The sequence below is a fragment of the Nocardioides sp. JS614 genome, assembly GCF_000015265.1.
Lineage (GTDB): Bacteria > Actinomycetota > Actinomycetes > Propionibacteriales > Nocardioidaceae > Nocardioides.
On the sequence record NC_008699.1, the window covers coordinates 830,025 to 845,628 of the forward strand.

Consider the following 15,604-nt stretch of genomic DNA (forward strand, 5'->3'; position numbering starts at 1 on the left):
CCGCGACGCTAGGAGATCCCGCCGGATCGTGATCCGGCTCTCCACAGGGCCCGGCAAGGGCGGCCTCGCGGGCCTTCAGTCGGAGGAGGTGGACGAGGCGCTCGCGGCCACCGCAGGCTTGGCCTCGGTGGTCGTCTTCGTCTCGGTCTTGGTCGAGGCGGTGTCGGTGGCGGACGTCCCGGAGCGGCTGTCGGTGCGGTAGAAGCCCGAGCCCTTGAACACGACACCGACCGCGTTGAACAGCTTGCGGAGCCGGCCCGAGCAGGAGGGGCACTCCGTCAGGGCGTCGTCGGAGAAGCTCTGGAACTGCTCGAAGGCGTGGCCGCACTCGGTGCAGGCGTACTGGTAGGTCGGCACGGTTCTCCTCCGGTGTGATCGTCGTCGGGGCCGTTGTCGGCTCGCGAGCCTGGCACTCGGCCCTGACGAGTGCCAATCATACGACACGGCACAATGGCCGGACATGCCTGCGACCACGGAGGACGACCGGCCGGACCGCGAGCGCCGGGGCTGGTGGCGCCGGTTCCGCGCGTGGCCGCGGCTCGCGCGGGCCCTGGTGTACGCCGCGGTCGCGCTCGTGCTGGTCCTCCTCGCCGGGCTGCTGACCGTGGTCCAGCTGGTGCGCGCGCCGTTCCCGCAGACCACCGGTGAGGTCGACCTGCCCGGGCTCGACGGGCCGGTCGAGGTGCTCCGGGACGACCACGGCATCGCGCAGCTCTACGGCGACTCGGTCGAGGACCTGATGCGGGCGCAGGGCTACGTGCAGGCCCAGGAGCGCTTCTTCCAGATGGACGTACGCCGGCACCTCGCCGCCGGCCGGCTGGCCGAGCTGTTCGGTGCCGCCGCGCTCCCGAGCGACGAGTACGCCCGTACCCTCGGCTGGCACCGGGTCGCGGAGCAGGAGCTGGCGCTCGTCCGGCCCGAGACGCGCGCGGCGCTGGAGGCATACGCGGACGGCGTGAACGCCTACCTCGAGCGCCACGCGCCCCGCGAGATCGCGGTCGAGTACACGGTCCTCAACGCGCGCGGTCTCGACTACCGGCCCGAGGACTGGACGCCGGTGGACTCGCTGGCCTGGCTCAAGGCGATGGCCTGGGACCTGGCCGGGAACCCGACCGAGGAGATCGACCGGGCGCTGGCGCTGGCGGGGCACACCGCGGACGAGGTCGCGGACCTGTACCCGCCCTACCCGCTCGACGAGCACGCCCCGATCGTGGGCCAGGGGGCCGTGGTCGACGGGGAGTTCGAGCAGGACGCCACCGGGCCCGGCACCCGCAACCCGCGGCGCCCGGCGTACCTCGCCGATGCCGCCGGCCGGACGGTGCTGACCGGCGTGCGCGACGGCCTCGCCCGGATGCCGGCCGCCCTCGGCGGCGGGGACGCGCTGGGCAGCAACGGCTGGGTGGTCTCCGGCGAGCACACGACGACCGGCGGCCCGCTGCTGGCCGACGACCCGCACCTCGGCGCGTCCGTCCCGGGCCCGTGGCTGCAGCTGGGCCTGCACTGCCGCACCGTCACCGACGAGTGCCCGCTGGACGTCGCCGGGTTCACGCTGGCCGGCGTCCCGGGGGTGGTCATCGGCCACAACACCGACATCGCCTGGGGCTTCGCCAACCTCGGCGCCGACGTCAGCGACCTCTACCTCGAGCGGATCGAGGGGGACCGGTGGCGCCACGACCGGCAGTGGCTGCCGCTGCGCAGCCGCACCGAGACGATCCGGGTGCGGGGCGAGGACGACGTCACCCTCACCGTTCGCGCGACGGGTCACGGCCCGCTGCTCTCCGACGTCGACGACACCCTCGCCACGACCGGCCAGGACCCGCCCCGGGCGCGGGCCGGTGAGTACGCCGTCGCCCTGGCCTGGACCGGGCTGCACCCCACCACGACCGCCGACGCGATCCTCGCGCTCGACACCGCGACCGACTGGGACACCTTCCGGGCGGCAGCGTCGTCCTTCGAGGCGCCGGCGCAGAGCCTGCTGTACGCCGACCGCGCGGGCCACATCGGCTACCAGGCGGCCGGCCGGATCCCGATCCGCCGGTCCGGCAACGACGGGACGCTCCCCAGCGCCGGCTGGAGGCCGGAGAACGACTGGACCGGCGAGCACGTCCCGTTCGACGGGCTGCCCCGGGTGCTCGACCCCGACGAGGGCTTCGTCGTGGCCGCCAACCAACAGGTCGCCGGCGGTGACTACCCCTACCGGCTCGGTGGCGACTGGGACCTCGGCTACCGCTCGCAGCGGATCCGGGACCGGCTGCAGCAGGAGGTCGACGCCGGTGCGGTGTCCGTGGCGAGCACGGCCCGGCTCCAGCTCGACGACCTGGACCCGCTCGCCCCGGTGCTCACGCCGTACCTCCACGACGTGACGCTGCCGCACGGCTACTACGCGGCCGGCCAGCGGCTGCTGGGCAGCTGGGACTTCCGGCAGGGCGCCGACAGCGGCGCGGCGGCGTACTTCGACGCCGTATGGCGCGCGCTGCTCGCGGACCTGTTCCACGACGACCTGCCCGAGGCGATCCGGCCCGACGGCGGGGACCGGTGGGTCGCGGTCGTCACCGACCTGCTCACCCGCCCGGACGACCCCTGGTGGGACGACAAGCTCACCGAGGACGTCCAGGAGACCCGCGACGACATCTTGGAGCGGGCGCTGCGCGAGGCCCGCGACGAGCTCACCCGGCGGCTCGCACTCGATGCCGGCGAGTGGACCTGGCGCGACCTGCACCGGCTCGACCTGCGCGGCCCCGGGGCGGACCGGCCGTGGCCGCTGGCCGGGCTCGCCGACCGCACGGGCTGGCGGGTCGGCGGCGGGCCGGCCACCGTGAACGCCACTGCTTGGGACGCGGCGCAGGGGTACGGCGTCACCAGTGCCCCGTCGATGCGGATGGTGGTCTCCCTCGCCGACCTCGACGAGTCCCGCTGGATCGCTCTCACCGGGGTCTCCGGCCACCCGTACCACCCGCACTACACCGACCAGACCGACCTGTGGGCGGCGGACGAGACCCTGCCCTGGCTGTTCACCCGCGACGCGGTCGCCGACGCCGGTGGCGACCGGCTCACGCTGACCCCGGCCGCCGACGGATAGGTCGATGCCGCGGTCCCGCGACCCGACCGCCTCAACCCAGGCGGACGACCCCCGAGGGGGTCGCCGCGAACAGCACCGGACGGTCGTGGGGCTCGACCGGCACGTCGAGGCCGACCTCCCCGTCGTAGAGCAGCACGCAGGTGAAGGTGCCGACCGGCACTCGGCCGAGGGCCCGGTCGTAGCAGCCGCCGCCGCGGCCGAGCCGGACCCCGGAGGGTGACACGGCCAGGCCGGGCGTCAGCACCACGTCCGCGGTGCCGATCGCCTCTGGACCGAGCCGCTCCGCGTCCGGCTCGAGCAGGCCGCGCCGCGCCGGCACCAGGTGGTCCGGGCCGTCGTACGCCGCCCAGTCCAGGTCGAGGTCGGGCAGCACCACCGGGAGCAGCACCCGCTTGCCCGCGGCGCGCAGCCCGGCCAGCAGCGGGCCGCTGCCCGGCTCGCTGCCGACCGAGACGTACGCCGCGACCGTGGCCGCCCGGCGCACCTCCGGCAGCGCCAGCAGGTGCTCGGCGATCGCCCGGGCCGCGACGCCGACCTCGGCCAGCGGTCGGCGGTGCCGGGTGGTGAGGAGGCGGTCGCGGACCGCCGACTTCGCGGGTGATTGGGTGCCCGTCACAGGGGAAGCCTACGATCGTGAGCATGGGAAGCGCTGGCTTGAACCGGGCACGCGACAAGATGGCGGCCGCGGGGGTCGACGAGGTCGCCATCGAGACCTTCGCGCACTACTACCGGCTCCTCGAGCACGGTGAGACCGGCATGATCCCCGAGTCGTCGATCGACCCGGTCGACATGGAGTCGCTCGCCACGGTGGCGGTCTCCGACGAGGACGCCGCGGCGGCGATCCGGACGACGGCCGTGATCAAGCTCAACGGCGGGCTCGGCACCTCGATGGGCATGGACCGCGCCAAGTCGCTGCTGTGCGTGCGCCGCGGGCTGTCCTTCCTCGACATCATCGCCCGCCAGGTGCTGCACCTGCGCAAGGAGTACGGCGCCACCCTCCCGCTGATCTTCATGAACAGCTTCCGCACCTCGGAGGACACGATGGCGGCGCTGGCGCGCTACGCCGACCTCCCGGTCGAGGGGCTGCCGCTGGAGTTCCTCCAGAACAAGGAGCCGCGGCTCCTGGCCAAGGACCTGTCCCCGGTGAGCTGGCCCAAGGACCCCGACCTCGAGTGGTGCCCGCCCGGTCATGGCGACCTCTACACGGCGCTGCGCGGCACCGGCCTGCTCGAGCGGCTGATCGAGGCGGGCTACGAGCGGGTCTTCGTGTCGAACTCCGACAACCTCGGCGCGGTCCCGGACGCCCGGGTGGCGGGCTGGTTCGCCACGTCCGGCGCGCCGTTCGCGATCGAGGCGGTACGCCGTACCCCCTCGGACCGCAAGGGCGGCCACTTCGCCCGCCGCAAGATCGACGGCCGGATCGTGCTGCGCGAGACCGCGCAGACCCCCGACGCCGACAAGGACGCGCTGGCCGACCTCGACCGCCACAAGTACTGCTCGACCAACAACCTGTGGTTCGACCTGGCCGCGATGAAGCACGCGCTCGACGTGCGCCAGGGCATCCTCGGGCTGCCCCTGATCCGCAACGTGAAGCACCTCGACCCCGGCGACCCCTCGACCCCCGAGGTGATCCAGATCGAGACCGCCATGGGGGCGGCGATCGAGGTCTTCGACGGATCGCGGCTGATCGAGGTGGGCCGGGAGCGGTTCGTCCCCGTCAAGACCACCAACGACCTGCTGGTGCTGCGCTCGGACGTCTACGACCTCGGCCAGGACTTCGTGCTCGACCAGGCCGCCACGGAGGTGCCCTACGTCGACCTCGACGACGACTACTACAAGCTGGTCGGCGAGTTCGACAAGCGGTTCCCCGACGGCGCCCCGTCGATGAAGAAGGCCAGCTCGCTGCGGATCGAGGGCGACTGGACCTTCGCGCACGGGGTGCAGGTCGTGGGCGATGTGAACCTGGAGGCGAGCTCCGCGCAGCGCGTCGACGCCGACACCGTCCTCTCCGATGGCTGAGGTCCTGATCTCGGTCGACGACCACCTCGCCCGGATCCTCGCGGAGATCGAGCCGCTGCCGGACTTCCCCCAGCCACTGATGGACGCGCTGGGCCTGGCCGTGGCCGAGGACGTGGTCGCGCCGATCGGGCTGCCGTCGTTCGACAACTCCGCGATGGACGGGTACGCCGTGCGCCACGCGGACGTCGTGACCGCCACCGAGGAGTCCCCGGTGCACCTGCCGGTGGTCGGCGAGATCGGGGCCGGCCAGGCGCAGCTGCTCGCGATGTCGCCCGGCACGGCGGTGAAGATCATGACCGGCGCCCCGGTGCCGGCCGGCGCCGACAGCGTGGTGCCCTACGAGTGGACCGACCGGGGCGTCGCCCAGGTCCGCATCGAGCGCGCGCCCTCCCTCGGCCAGCACGTGCGACCCGCCGGCGAGGACGTCGCCGCCGGGGACCTGGTCGTCTCCCGCGGCACCGTGCTCGGCCCTCGCCACCTCGGCCTGCTCGCCTCCGTCGGCCGCGCCGCGGTCCGGTCCCGGCCGCGCCCGCGGGTCGTGGTCATCTCGACCGGCTCGGAGCTGCGCGAGCCCGGTGCCGAGCTCGGGCACGACTCGATCTACGACGGCAACTCCTTCCTCCTCGCGGCCGCCGCCCGGGCCGCGGGCGCGATCACCTACCGGGTCGGCATCGTCCCGGACGAGCCGCGCGCGTTCCTCGCCGCCGTGCACGACCAGCTGGTCCGCGCCGACCTGGTCGTCACCAGCGGCGGCGTCTCGCAGGGCGACTACGACGTGGTCAAGGAGGCGCTCCGCCCGCTGGGGACCGTGTGGTTCGGCGGGGTGGCGATGCAGCCCGGCAAGCCGCAGGGCTTCGGCCACGTCGGCGAGGACCGGACCCCGATCTTCACGCTGCCGGGCAACCCGGTCTCGTCGTACATCTCCTTCCAGCAGTTCGTGCTGCCGGCGCTGCGCAAGCTGATGGGGCGCACGCCGTACGCCCGTCCGACGACGCCCGCGCGGCTCACGCACGCCATCCGCTCCCCGGAGGGCAAGCGGCAGTTCGTGCGCGCGGAGTACGCCGTCGACCCGGCCGGCCGCGCCGGCCCGTCGGTGACCCCGGTCGGCGGCCACGGTTCCCACCTGATCGGCGATCTGGCATCCTCCGACGCGCTGGTCGTCGTGCCGGCGGACGTCACCTCCGTCGAGGCCGGCGAGCAGGTCCAGGTCCTGAGGCTCGACGAGGAGTTCTGACGATGTCCGATTCGCCCCGGCGGCTCACCCACGTCGACGAGTCCGGGGCGGCCCGGATGGTCGACGTCTCCGGCAAGGACGTCACCGCCCGCACGGCGACCGCTTCCGGCCGGGTGCTGGTCTCGGAGACGGTCGTCGGACTGCTCCGCGGCGAGGGCGTGCCGAAGGGCGACGCGCTCGGGGTGGCCCGGGTCGCCGGGATCATGGCCGCCAAGCAGACGCCGACCCTGATCCCGCTGTGCCACCCGCTCTCGATCTCGGGGGTGAGCGTCGACCTCGAGGTGACCGACGACCCCGAGCCGAGCGTGGCGATCCGCGCGACGGTCAAGACGACCGACCGCACCGGCGTGGAGATGGAGGCGCTGACCGCGGTCTCGGTCGCCGCCCTCACCGTGGTCGACATGGTCAAGGCGGTCGACAAGGCCGCGGTGGTCACCGACATCCGGGTCGAGACGAAGACCGGCGGCAAGTCCGGCGACTGGAGCCGGCCGTGAGCCTGCGCGCCGAGGTCGTCGTCGCCTCCAACCGGGCCGCGGCCGGGGTCTACGAGGACACCACCGGCCCGCTGATCATCGACTTCCTGCGCGAGCTGGGCTTCACGGTCGACGCGCCCGTCGTCGTACCGGATGGCGAGCCGGTCGGCGCCGCGATCACCGCCGCCGTCGAGGGTGGTGCGCGGGTGGTGCTCACGACCGGCGGCACCGGCCTCACCCCGACCGACCGGACCCCCGAGGTGACCCGGGCGCTGCTGGACGCCGAGATCCCCGGCATCGCGGAGGCGATCCGCGCGTACGGCGTCGCGCAGGGCGTGCCTACAGCGGTGCTCTCGCGCGGGCTCGCCGGCGTGGTCGGCTCGTGCGTGGTCGTCAACCTCCCCGGCTCGCGCGGCGGCGTGAAGGACGGGCTCGCCGTGCTCCGCCCGGTGCTGGTGCACGCCGCCGAGCAGGTCGTGGGGAGCGACCATTGAGGGTGTGGCCGGCCCGGCTGACCTCGGGGGAGGTCACGGTCCGGCCGCTCGCCGCCCGGGACGCGGCTGCCTGGCGGGACGCCCGGCGCCGCAACGTCGCGTGGCTGCGGCCCTGGGACGCCACGGTGCCCCCGGGTGCGGACGGCCGGCCGACGACGTTCCGGTCGCTGGTGCGGCGGCTGCACCGGCAGGCCCGCGCCGGCACCACGTACCCGTTCGCGATCGAGGTCGACGGCCGCTTCGCGGGCCAGGTGACGGTCAACAACATCGTGCGGGGCTCCGCGCAGTTCGCCTCGATCGGCTACTGGCTCGATCGTGAGTACGCCGGGCGCGGGGTGATGCCCCTTGCGGTCGCGCTGGTCATCGACCACTGCTTCACCGCCGGCGACCTGCACCGCATCGAGATCGCGATCCGCCCCGAGAACTCCAACTCGCTGCGCGTCGTCGAGAAGCTCGGCCTGCACGAGGTCGGCTACGCACCCAAGTTCCTGCACATCGACGGGGCCTGGCGCGACCACCGGATCTACGCGGTCACCCGCGAGGACTGCCCGGACGGGATGCTGGCCCGGCTCCGACCACACCAGTCACACGAGTGATTTTGCGACACACCTGTGGACATCCGCTGCCCGCTGCGCTAACGCTCCTAACCTCTGACCTGTGGACCTGAGCGCACTGATCTTCGTCGCCCTCGCCGTGGCGTGGGCCGTCTATCTCGTCCCGAAGGCGCTCCGTCACCACGACGACGTGGCCCGCAGCCGCTCCGTGGACCGGTTCTCCCACACGATGCGCGTGCTGGCCCGCCGCGAGCCGGTGGACCGGCGCAGCGCCCGGCTCGTCGTGACGCCCGGTCGCCCGGCCGCTGAGGCGACCGCCGCCGTGCCCGCCGAGCCCGCTCCTGCGGTCACCCCTGCCCAGCTGCGCGCCCGCCGGGCTGCTGCCAAGCGGGCCACCAAGCGCCGCCGCACCGTGCTCGCCGTGATCCTGGTCGCCAACCTCGCGGTCGTGGGCGTCGCGGCCTTCCGCGTCATCGACTGGTGGTACGTCGCGATCCCCGCCGGCCTGCTGGTCGCCTGGCTGGTCACCTGCCGGATCATGGTCAAGGGCGAGCGCCGCGCGCTGCAGCCGGCTGCCCGGATGCCGATCCAGGACCCGCTCGAGGACGAGGTCGGCGAGCCGGTCGAGGACGGCGCCGACGAGGCCGACCCGCTGGCGGACACCTCCGCCGGGATGGCCGCCGTGGTCGACCCGGCGCTGTGGGACCCGGTGCCGGTCACGCTCCCGACGTACGTCGGCAAGCCGCCCGCGGCCCGCCGCACCGTCCGCACCATCGCCCTCGACGACACCGGCGTGTGGACCTCGGGCCGCACCGACGCCGACGCCCAGCTGGCCCGCGAGGCCGACGAGGCCGACCGCGCCGCCCGCCAGACCCGCCAGAACCGCAACGGCGGCGACGACCAGCGCGCCGTCAACTCCTGACGTCGAGTCGGGACTTCTCCCCATTGAGTCGGGACTTCTGACGGTCGAGTCGGGGGTTCACGGTCGAGTCGGGAATCCCCCGGGTCGATTCGGTCGGTGGCCGGGCCTGGTGCTAACGTTTCCCACCGCGCCGGCGTACGGCGCACTGGGGCTGTGGCGCAGTTGGTAGCGCGTCTCGTTCGCAATGAGAAGGTCAGGGGTTCGAATCCCCTCAGCTCCACCATGTGATGTCTCACGACATCGGCGACCGCCGGGCGCACGATCTTGGGTCCGGCGGTCGTCGTTTCTGGGGTCTGCTGGCCGGCCTTTGGGTGCTCCGGTGCGATGGAGGCTGTCACGACCTGAGGCACGTGCCGGCATTCCCCAACATGCTGGCATCTCCCATACGACGCGGTGGGCAGCTCCGCGACACGATCAAGGCTCGAGTCGCAAGGCGCGATTGCTCTTACCCAGTTCGGTCGAAGGTGGGGCCGATTGCGCCGATCGTCTGCTCGAACTGGATCTCGGGTATCAGGCAGCCTGGAGAAAGTGTGAGGAGGTACCGGACCGATCCAGCGACGTCGTCGACCGAAATCATCTTGTCGGCGCCGATCTCGTCCTTGACGAAGCTTGCCATCGGCGTGTCCACGAATGCAGGGCAAAGCGCTGTGCTCTTGATGCCGGCGTCGTTCAGCTCACGGTTCATTGCCTGCGTGAACCCGACAAGGCCTCGCTTGGTCGCGGAGTAGACGCCGAGCCACCGCTCTCCATGGATGCCTGACGCTGAGGAGACATTGATGACCAGGGCGTTGCGGTGTTCGCCACCCGCCTCCCGCAGCATGGGAAGTGCCTCGCGGTAGAAGAGGAAGATCGATCGTAGATTGGTGTTGAGCTGTATGTCGATCGCCTTCGTGGTCAAGTCGTCGGCGAACTGCCCGATCCCCACGCCCGCGTTGTTCACGAGCACGTCAAGGCGCCCGTACGCGGCGCGGTGCGTCTCTACCGCGGCCACGACCGCCGCCTCGTCGCCGAGATCGCCGGCTGAGGTCGCGACTCGATAGCCCTCCTCGCGCAGACCGTGGGCCGCTTGTTCCAACCGGTCCGGCCGTCGGGAGGCCAACGTGACGTCGTACCCAGCGGCGCCGAGGGTACGTGCGATCGCAAGACCGATCCCGCTGGAGCCGCCGGTGACGAGGGCCGCGCGTGCTGTCGACATCGGTCTTCCTTCGCTTGTCGGGTTCCGCGTCGGAGCCTAACGATCGTTCGGCAGGGGGGGCAAGCCTCGGTGCTGGAATCCGTAGGCTTGCACAGGAGCGAGCCTGACGGGCGTGCTTGACGTGATGCAGCACACATGTAGGATCCCCCTAACGAACGAACGTTAGGGATGAAGGAGGACGCCCGGTGGAACTCAACGATGTGATGCGATCCCAGGCCGCGACCCGGTACTACGACGACCGGGACGTGCCTGACAAGGTCCTGTACGACGCGGTCGAGAAGGCGCGCTTCGGCCCCCAAGGGGGGAATCGCCAGCCCGTGCGGTTCGTCTTCGTGCGCGACCAGGCGAAGAAGCGCCAGCTTGCGGAGTGGTACATCCAGCCGTGGAAGGCCTACTACGACGCGGCGATGGCGGGCATCAACTCCATCGAGGCACACGACGAGGGCCACACCCAGAAGGCCACCTGGATCGGCCATTCGAAGGCCGAGCAGGCGCTCGCCGACGCGAACCACTTCGCCGAGCACTTCGCCGACCACCCTGTGATCGCCGTCGTCTGCGGTGATCTCGGTGCCACCCACCCCACAGACACCGAGCTGGACCGGCTCAGCGTGGTGGGAGGAGCCTCGATCTACCCGACGGCGCAGAACTTCTGCCTGGCTCTACGGGACGCCGGCATCGCCACCACGTTCACCACGCTGCTGGTTGCCTACGAGCCCCAGGTCAAGGAGCTCTTGAACATTCCGGAGGAGTTCATCACCGCTTGCCACATCGTCGCGGGGTATCCGGCGAAGCCGTTCCCAACCAAGCTCAACCGGCTTGCTCCGGAGGAGATGGCCTACATCGACACGTTTGGCAACCCCATCTCTGCCGGATCGTGACGAACCCGAACGAATCCGCCAGTCTGGAGAAGACGACTCATGACGAGTAGTGAAGCGTCGGGGTCCTCCGAGGTCACGACGGTCTCGGGGATTCCGCTCAAGGTCAGCTACGGCCCGAACGACGTGCCGGAGACGGCAGCCCAGGCGGCGGCCGTGCTGCCGGGCGAAGCGCCCTACCTGCGCGGAGCACATGCTCAGGGGTACCGCTCCAAGCCGTGGCGGATCTTCCAGCTCTCGGGCTTCGGGAACCCCGAGGACGAGGCTGAGCGGATCCGGTACCTGTTGTCGAAGGGCGGTACCGGTTTCATTATGGAGCACGACCGGATGACCGGTGATCATCTCTACGACGTCGACCATCCGGAGGTGGTCGCTCGTCGTGAGGACGTGGGCATCAGTGGTGCGGTGATCCTGTCGGCGCGAGACTTCGAGCTCGCGCTGACCGGTATCGACCAGAGCAAGTACTTCGCCCATCCCGGCGGTGGGGTCTCTCAACACGCGGCCTTCGCGCTGGCCGGGTACTGGACGGTGGCCGAACGTCGCGGCCTCGAGCTGCACAAGCTGAACGGGACGGGTCAGGCGGACTTCTTCCTGACCTACATCGGATGCCCACCGCTCACTCAGATCCCACCGGCGGCAGCCCTCCGGGTGAACTGCGACATCGTCGAGTACGCAGCCAAGGTGGCGCCCAAGTGGACGCCCATCTCGATGGCGGCGTACAACGGCGCGGACAGCGGACTCAATGCCTACCAGGAGCTCGCCGCCCTGTTCGCGTGCTGCGTGTCGCACCTCGACGAGATCGTCGCGCGCGGCAACGTCCCGGTCGAGCAGGTCGCCTATGCCCTCGGGGGTGTCAGTTTCCGGGTGGCGATGGACTTCTTCGAAGACATCTGCAAGCTGCGCGTGGCCCGCAAGATGTGGCATCGGCTCCTGACGACCCGGTACGGCATCACCGACCCGCGCGCGCTCAGCCTGCGTATCCACATCGTGACGGCCGGCTCGGCCATGACGTACCAGGAGCCGATCAACAACATCGTGCGGGGCACGGTCATGGGGATGGCAGCCGTTCTCGGCGGAGTCCAATCCATCGGCGTTTCGGCGTACGACGAGGCGCTGTCGGTGCCGTCGGAGCAGGCGCACCGGCAGTCGCTGCGCGTCCAGCAGATCCTCATGCACGAGACGAACATCCCGGCGGTGGTGGACCCTCTCGGTGGCAGCTACTTTATCGAGTCCCTCTCGGCGGAGCTCGAGGAACGAGCATGGGCCGAGTTCGACCGGATCCTCGACAACGGGGGCTTCATCCAGAGCCTGGAGGACGGGTCGTTGCACCGCATGGCCGGTGAGAATGCCGTCGCCTTCCAGGACTCGATCACGAGCGGCGACCGCAAGATCGTCGGTGTCAACCTGGGCGACAGCGACGGCGACCCTTTCGGCATCGATGGGTTCGAGGGGTCGCTCGACGCCTTCGAGCGCGGCATGGCGCGACTCAAGGACCTGCGCGCGTCACGAGACGGCAGGCATGTCTCGCGAGCGCTCGATCGCCTGGCGAACACGATGCGCAGCGGTGGAAACGTCATGTCCGGAGTGATGGACGCAGTGCGAGCAGACGCCTCGATCGGCGAGGTCGGCGACGTGTACAGGGAGGTGTTCGGATCATGGAAGTTCCCGGTGGACTTCTGACCGGCGAGCCGGTTCGCACCCATGGCAAGCGGGTGCTCATGGCCAAGACCAGCCTCGACGGTCACTGGCGTGGCATCAACGTGGTCTCGCGGGCACTGCGTGACGCAGGATATGAGGTGATCCTCGCCGGCATGATCAACGCCGACACGATCGCCCGGGTTGCCGGCGACGAGGACGTCGACCTGATCGGCCTGAATGTCGGCGGCCGGGTCGAGGTCGTGGAGCGGATCCTGGACACCCTCGCGAGCGAAGCGATCACCGTCCCGGTGTTCGCCGGCGGCACGATCCCGCATTACGCGGCAGACCGCCTCGCCGCTCGCGGTGTGGAGTGCTTCCCACCCGGCTCGACGCTCGAAGCCATCGTCGAGGCCGCAGACCGGCTCACGGCCGCCGATCCGGCGGCCTCGGACCACACCCCGTAAAGCCCGACCCGAGAGGAGCGCGTTCCCGTGCTCAACGACATCGTCCCCGTGTCCGATCCCGTGCGTCGTGCGACGTTCGGCGACCAACTGCGACGCAATGCACAGCGCCACCCGGAGCGACCGGCCGTCGTCGGATACGGCGGCCCGCACGGCGAAGGACGCACTCAGCTGACCTTTGCTGAGCTCAACGAGCGTGCGAACCGTCTGGCGAACGCCCTGGCCGCCCAGGGAGCCGTGAAGGGTGACGTCATGGCCCTGATGGGTCGGAACAACCCGGGTTCGATCGTGGCCTTCTGGGCTGCCGCAAAGCTGGGCGTCGCGGTGACCGGCGTGAACTTCACCTTCACCGATAGCGAGCTGCACTACCAGCTCGAGCACTCCGGAGCGAAGATCGTCGTCTGCGAGGACGCCTTTTTCGATCGCATCGACGCGATCTCGTCGCCCCTCCCCGAGCTCAGGATCCGCGTGAGCAACGACTTCTTCGACTCCGCCGCTCCGCAGCCGTGGCAGCGGATGAGCGGGTTGATCGAGTCGGCCAGCGCGGACGAACCCGACTCCGACGTCGACGAGAGCACTCTGGGGATCATCCCGTACACCAGTGGTACGACGAGCCTGCCCAAGGCCATTGCGATCCCGCAGCGCAACTACTTCGTGTCGATGATCCCGTCCTACACGACTGGGATCGGACTGCTGGAGGAGGACGTCTGGTACTTCACCATGCCGCTCCACACGATCGCGGGCATCGGGATGCAGATCTGCCTGCTCTCCCTGGGGAACACCATCGTGCTGCCATTCGCCGTCGACGCCGACGAGGCGCTCGACGCCATCGTCGCGGAGAAGGTCACCGTCGTGGGACAGACGCCGACGTTCTACCTGCAGTTGATCAGGTCGCCGAAGTTCGCCGCTGCCGACCTGCACCGTCTCCGGCGTTGCATCTCCTACGGCGGGACGATGCCGCAGGCGATGTTCGACGCCTTCGAGACCGTGGCGCCCGACGTCTTGTGGATCACTTTGTGGTCGCAGTCGGAGATCACGCAGACACCCACGATCGGCCGCTTTAAGCGACTGGCGGACATACCCAACGGTGATGCTGCCTGGATCGGCAGGCCGACCGCCCAGCTGGAGGTGAGGGTCGTCGACGAGGACGGGAACCCGGCCGCTGAGGGTGAGCTCATCGTCCGGACGCCTGGGGCAATGGCCGGCTATTACAAGGATCCGGAGAGGACGGCGAAGGTCGTGCGCGACGGCTGGATCCACACCAACGACATGGTCCGCATCGATGACGAGGGGAACCTCTACTTCGTCGATCGGCGCAACGACGTCATCAAGACCGGCGGCATGAACGTTTCGTCGGTCGAGGTGGAACGCACCCTTTACGGTCATCCGGCGGTGCAGGAGGTCGCTGTCGTCGGACTCGCGGATCCGTACTGGATGCAGGTCGTCACCGCCTTCGTCGTCCCCAAGGGGTCTGTCGACGAAGTCGACGTCGAGGACATCCGGGCGTTCTGCAAGAAGACTTTGGCGGGCTACAAGATCCCGAAGGAGATCCACCTGGTCTCGGCGCTGCCGAAGGACACCCAGGGCAAGATCCTCAAGCGTCAGCTGCGCAGGGACGCCGAGGTTCAGCCGACTCCTGCGAGCCCTTGATGACCGCGGCCGCGCACTCGGTCGTGGGCCTTGAGGATCTTGCGCGCCGGGCAGCCCACGGCGATCGGCGTGCACTGTCGCAGGTACTCAGTGTGCTCGAGCGAGGCGGGGCTTCTGCGGACCTGATGGCCGGTGAGCTCCATCTACATGCGGGCGAGACCTTCACCGTCGGCCTCACCGGCTCCCCGGGCGCTGGCAAGTCGACGTTGACCGACGCGCTCGTGACGGAAGTTCGCGGGCGCGGCGAGCGGGTCGCCGTCGCCGCGATCGATCCGTCCTCGCCCTTCACCGGTGGCGCGATCCTCGGAGATCGCGTCCGGCTCCGGAGTGAGCACGCGCAGGACGACGACGTCTTCATGCGTTCGTTCTCCAACCGTGGCCATCTCGGTGGCCTCTCGCGAGCCGTGCCCGACGTGGTCCGCGCCTTCGGCGCCTGTGGGTGGTCGACCGTGATCGTCGAGACGGTCGGTGTCGGCCAGGTCGAGGTCGAGATCGCTGGCCAGGCAGACACGACGGTGGTCGTGGTCAATCCCGGATGGGGTGATGAGGTCCAGGCCAACAAGGCAGGTCTCCTCGAGGTCGCCGACGTGCTCATCGTCAACAAGGCCGACCGCGACGGTGCGGGCTCAACGATGCGCGACCTGCGCCAGATGCTGGCAATGGCGCCGGACCGCGACTGGACACCTCCCATCATCCCCACGGTCGCGATCACCGCCGACGGCGTCGCCGAGGCGTGGGAGGCGATCCTCGGGCACCACGACCACGCCGTGGCCTCGGGCGAGCTCGAGCGTCGGCGTACAGCGCGACGGGAGCGGGAGTTCCAGGCTCGGGTGCTGAGGGAGCTTGTGATCGCGATGCAGCGAACGGAGTGCACTGATCCCGGCCGCGCGTTGCTTCATCGGGTGCGCAGCGGCGAGACCGCAGTCGGAGCAGCGGTGTCCGAGCTGGTCGAGCTCGTCGTGCGTCAGTGGGGGGCCGATCGTGTCTACTGAGTCTGCGATCACAGGTGC

15 protein-coding genes and 1 tRNA gene are annotated in these 15,604 nt (G+C 70.5%); 13 read left to right on the forward strand and 3 right to left on the reverse strand.

What is annotated here, in order from left to right:
* Positions 1-75 precede the first annotated feature (75 nt).
* Positions 76-357, reverse strand: a complete 282-nt coding sequence (locus NOCA_RS05405) for an FmdB family zinc ribbon protein (protein WP_011754261.1) — start codon at positions 355-357, stop codon at positions 76-78.
* A 103-nt stretch (positions 358-460) separates the two neighbouring features.
* Between NOCA_RS05405 and NOCA_RS05410 the strand changes: the two genes are divergently transcribed.
* A complete protein-coding gene (locus NOCA_RS05410) occupies positions 461-3,079 on the forward strand; it encodes a penicillin acylase family protein (RefSeq protein ID WP_011754262.1) in 2,619 nt (872 codons plus the stop codon).
* A 31-nt stretch (positions 3,080-3,110) separates the two neighbouring features.
* Here the strand turns inward: NOCA_RS05410 and NOCA_RS05415 are convergent, their stop codons facing one another.
* Positions 3,111-3,695: a 5-formyltetrahydrofolate cyclo-ligase gene (locus NOCA_RS05415; RefSeq protein WP_011754263.1), complete on the reverse strand. Its 585-nt coding sequence runs from the start codon at positions 3,693-3,695 to the stop codon at positions 3,111-3,113.
* A 23-nt stretch (positions 3,696-3,718) separates the two neighbouring features.
* Here NOCA_RS05415 and NOCA_RS05420 point away from each other — a divergent pair, with 23 nt between their 5' ends.
* The 7 genes from NOCA_RS05420 to NOCA_RS05450 all read left to right on the forward strand — a co-directional run bounded on the left by NOCA_RS05420 (position 3,719) and on the right by NOCA_RS05450 (position 8,998).
* On the forward strand, positions 3,719-5,098 hold the full coding sequence (locus tag NOCA_RS05420) for a UTP--glucose-1-phosphate uridylyltransferase (protein ID WP_041546236.1): 1,380 nt from the start codon (positions 3,719-3,721) through the stop codon (positions 5,096-5,098).
* Complete coding sequence (gene glp / locus NOCA_RS05425) at positions 5,091-6,332, forward strand: molybdotransferase-like divisome protein Glp (protein ID WP_011754265.1); 1,242 nt, start codon at positions 5,091-5,093, stop codon at positions 6,330-6,332. Before NOCA_RS05420 ends, glp begins: the two co-directional genes overlap by 8 nt.
* 2 nt (positions 6,333-6,334) lie before the next feature.
* Positions 6,335-6,826 carry a cyclic pyranopterin monophosphate synthase MoaC gene (gene moaC / locus NOCA_RS05430; protein WP_011754266.1) on the forward strand — a complete coding sequence of 164 codons (492 nt, stop codon included), beginning with the start codon at positions 6,335-6,337 and terminating at the stop codon, positions 6,824-6,826.
* On the forward strand, positions 6,823-7,299 hold the full coding sequence (locus NOCA_RS05435; protein ID WP_011754267.1) for a MogA/MoaB family molybdenum cofactor biosynthesis protein: 477 nt from the start codon (positions 6,823-6,825) through the stop codon (positions 7,297-7,299). Before moaC ends, NOCA_RS05435 begins: the two co-directional genes overlap by 4 nt.
* 2 nt (positions 7,300-7,301) lie before the next feature.
* Positions 7,302-7,895: a GNAT family N-acetyltransferase gene (locus NOCA_RS05440; protein ID WP_011754268.1), complete on the forward strand. Its 594-nt coding sequence runs from the start codon at positions 7,302-7,304 to the stop codon at positions 7,893-7,895.
* 61 nt (positions 7,896-7,956) lie between these two features.
* A complete protein-coding gene (sepX, locus tag NOCA_RS05445; RefSeq protein WP_011754269.1) occupies positions 7,957-8,775 on the forward strand; it encodes a divisome protein SepX/GlpR in 819 nt (272 codons plus the stop codon).
* Positions 8,776-8,922: 147 nt separating this feature from the next.
* Positions 8,923-8,998, forward strand: a tRNA-Ala gene (locus NOCA_RS05450).
* Between the two features lie 222 nt (positions 8,999-9,220).
* On the opposite strand, the gene NOCA_RS05455 is transcribed toward NOCA_RS05450, so the two are convergent.
* Positions 9,221-9,970: an SDR family oxidoreductase gene (locus NOCA_RS05455; protein ID WP_011754270.1), complete on the reverse strand. Its 750-nt coding sequence runs from the start codon at positions 9,968-9,970 to the stop codon at positions 9,221-9,223.
* A gap of 185 nt (positions 9,971-10,155) precedes the next feature.
* On the opposite strand from NOCA_RS05455, the gene NOCA_RS05460 reads away from it, so the two are divergent.
* Genes NOCA_RS05460 through meaB form a run of 5 tightly spaced genes read left to right on the forward strand, consistent with a single transcriptional unit; the run spans position 10,156 to position 15,586 of the window.
* Complete coding sequence (locus NOCA_RS05460) at positions 10,156-10,848, forward strand: nitroreductase family protein (protein WP_011754271.1); 693 nt, start codon at positions 10,156-10,158, stop codon at positions 10,846-10,848.
* Positions 10,849-10,887: 39 nt separating this feature from the next.
* Positions 10,888-12,525: an acyl-CoA mutase large subunit family protein gene (locus tag NOCA_RS05465; protein ID WP_011754272.1), complete on the forward strand. Its 1,638-nt coding sequence runs from the start codon at positions 10,888-10,890 to the stop codon at positions 12,523-12,525.
* On the forward strand, positions 12,501-12,947 hold the full coding sequence (locus NOCA_RS05470) for a cobalamin-dependent protein (RefSeq protein WP_011754273.1): 447 nt from the start codon (positions 12,501-12,503) through the stop codon (positions 12,945-12,947). The genes NOCA_RS05465 and NOCA_RS05470 overlap by 25 nt, the downstream gene beginning before the upstream one ends.
* 27 nt (positions 12,948-12,974) lie before the next feature.
* Complete coding sequence (locus tag NOCA_RS05475) at positions 12,975-14,594, forward strand: class I adenylate-forming enzyme family protein (RefSeq protein ID WP_011754274.1); 1,620 nt, start codon at positions 12,975-12,977, stop codon at positions 14,592-14,594.
* A complete protein-coding gene (gene meaB, locus NOCA_RS05480; protein WP_049774234.1) occupies positions 14,594-15,586 on the forward strand; it encodes a methylmalonyl Co-A mutase-associated GTPase MeaB in 993 nt (330 codons plus the stop codon). Before NOCA_RS05475 ends, meaB begins: the two co-directional genes overlap by 1 nt.
* Positions 15,587-15,604 lie beyond the last annotated feature (18 nt).

What these genes read in the sequence shown, in the direction of transcription:
- moaC (WP_011754266.1), top strand. Translation starts at nt 6,335, where the DNA reads ATGTCCGATTCGCCCCGGCGGCTCACCCACGTCGACGAGTCCGGGGCG.
- NOCA_RS05410 (WP_011754262.1), top strand. Translation starts at nt 461, where the DNA reads ATGCCTGCGACCACGGAGGACGACCGGCCGGACCGCGAGCGCCGGGGC.
- meaB (WP_049774234.1), top strand. Translation starts at nt 14,594, where the DNA reads ATGACCGCGGCCGCGCACTCGGTCGTGGGCCTTGAGGATCTTGCGCGC.
- NOCA_RS05470 (WP_011754273.1), top strand. Translation starts at nt 12,501, where the DNA reads ATGGAAGTTCCCGGTGGACTTCTGACCGGCGAGCCGGTTCGCACCCAT.
- glp (WP_011754265.1), top strand. Translation starts at nt 5,091, where the DNA reads ATGGCTGAGGTCCTGATCTCGGTCGACGACCACCTCGCCCGGATCCTC.
- NOCA_RS05420 (WP_041546236.1), top strand. Translation starts at nt 3,719, where the DNA reads ATGGGAAGCGCTGGCTTGAACCGGGCACGCGACAAGATGGCGGCCGCG.
- NOCA_RS05455 (WP_011754270.1), bottom strand. Translation starts at nt 9,970, where the DNA reads ATGTCGACAGCACGCGCGGCCCTCGTCACCGGCGGCTCCAGCGGGATC.
- NOCA_RS05465 (WP_011754272.1), top strand. Translation starts at nt 10,888, where the DNA reads ATGACGAGTAGTGAAGCGTCGGGGTCCTCCGAGGTCACGACGGTCTCG.